Raw genomic sequence first — 1,871 nt, 5'->3', positions numbered from 1 at the left:
TCTCGGCAGTAACAAATTGTGACTGGCTCGGGAGCTTTTCGTTTCCCCAAAGTGGCAAGACTAACTGTATCGAACATTCTGTACCCGCTTGGGGTTCGTTCGCATTTGATGATGCCATTGTCTGCATATTTCCTCAAAGTGGTTTGAGAGAGTCCCGTAAGTTCGACCGCCTTACGGAGTGGTACTAGTGTCATGTCTCTATTCTAACAATTATGAAAAGACTTTACTAGACTTTATGACACTTTGCATAACTGTCTACTAACCTCCATTACCTCAGCAATTCTGAGAATGCCCTCCACAATACTTTTCTCCGTAGGAATGCGGGTACCATTTTTGGTTGCCTCTGCCCAACTAAAGTGACCACCAGTGATAATCGCCTCCGATAGGTAAACCGTTTTGTCATATCCAGGCAACTGAATTGGACCAGTCTTGTCAGAGTTAATCTTAATTAAGTCAGATTGTTGTTGATCCTTAGGTGCGTTATTGGGTTCACTGCCTTCAATTTCAACATGGTCACAGAAGACGTACCAGGTTTTTAATGGTGGTGTGCCTAAAGCAACATTGGCCAGGACAACCTGAATATGCTTATTCTCTGCTGGCTGATCCGATGTAATCTCAAACTCAGTGTTTGCCTTGACGAAAACTTTTTGTGAGTCTTTCAGCTGATAGGACTGTTGGGTGCTTGTTTTAAAGAAAGTATCGCTCAGTACTCTTAGCCTAATAGCTGTCTGTGGCCTAGTGCCTCGACTTTCTGGTTTCCGAGATTGTTGCCGAAGTACAAAATTACTCGGTAACTGAGTGCCATTGGGCAGTTGTACAACAGCAGACTTCCCCACAGAGACTAATTTGCGATCAGCATCATCCTGCCAGCGACGAGCAAATTCAGTTAGCACTGATGGCGACTGCTGTTGTTGCAGCCAAGCTAGTGCTGCATCTTGATGAGGCAGTTTCCCATAACCTTTGAGCATATCCAGGAACTGAATTGATCCCGTGTTGCTTGCCTGTTGCCAATTAACAGAACTTTGTGGAGTGGCAAATTGTAACCGTTGATTAAGCATTCCTTGGTAATACAGATACCAAACAATTGCTGCTGCTCCGATCTTGTGCCCTTGACCATAGGAGTCATTACTGTTACCTACCAGCAATTGATTCCTATGTTGTGAGCTACTAAAGTGATTGGTGCCATTCCAGAGGTACTCGGAATTATTCCCCCCCTTAGCATCACGGAAACCATTCCACAGCTCAAACCCCCATAGCATTGCACCGATTGAGTGGTCTTTGGCAGTGTGGAACTGTTTCCAGCGCAGTGCATCAATCGCACTCTCAACAAACGTGTATCGTTGTCCGTTAGCTGGTGGCTCAATCGGTCGTCCTTGTGGGTAGCGAATTGTTCTATTAGTTAAAGAGTCGCCATTGTGCAAGTGAGCGTCTCGAAAGTCCAGCTCTCGATAGTGCAAAATTCCGACAAACCACCAAGGCACTCCCGTTTGCCGTTCCACAAATCCGTAGTCTCCTCGCCGTTGGAGGATTTCTTGAGCAATGCGGCCAGTTGGCTCTAGGCAGCTTCGCCTGAGCTGACAAGTCGCAAAAAGTTGTTCATATTGAGGTTTGAGTGTACGAAGCCGGAAATCCCTAGACATTGTTATTTTGACTTTAGGACTAGATACAACTGTTAGGGAGTGTTCTTTTGGGGTGAGGTACAAAATCTTTGGTTTTAGGGAGTAGGGAGTAGGGAGCAGGGAGCAGGGAGCAGGGAACAGGGAACAAAAGTTATTCTTACCATTAAAAATTCCCTGTCATCTCTATTTTAGTTGGCAATCCTTACCAAAGGCAACTTTGCAGAATAGACATTTTGCACTGCAATCGCTTAC

At 45.3% G+C, this 1,871-nt stretch carries 2 protein-coding genes; both read right to left on the bottom strand.

What is annotated here, in order from left to right; translation table 11 throughout:
- A partial coding sequence (locus F6K20_RS36635; RefSeq protein WP_287298119.1) for a MerR family DNA-binding transcriptional regulator occupies window positions 1-194 on the bottom strand: 194 nt, incomplete at its 3' end.
- 39 nt (window positions 195-233) lie between these two features.
- Complete coding sequence (locus F6K20_RS36630) at window positions 234-1,640, bottom strand: hypothetical protein (RefSeq protein WP_287298117.1); 1,407 nt, start codon at window positions 1,638-1,640, stop codon at window positions 234-236.
- Window positions 1,641-1,871: the final 231 nt, after the last annotated feature.

Source organism: Moorena sp. SIO2C4 (assembly GCF_010672485.1).
Classification (GTDB): Bacteria; Cyanobacteriota; Cyanobacteriia; order Cyanobacteriales; family Coleofasciculaceae; genus Moorena; species Moorena producens.
Note: the sequence above shows the minus strand (reverse complement) of the source record. Positions and strands in the feature narration are given on the sequence as shown.

Bases quoted from the DNA above. Each gene is read 5' to 3' on its own strand.
- F6K20_RS36630 (WP_287298117.1), bottom strand. From the start codon at position 1,640: ATGTCTAGGGATTTCCGGCTTCGTACACTCAAACCTCAATATGAACAA.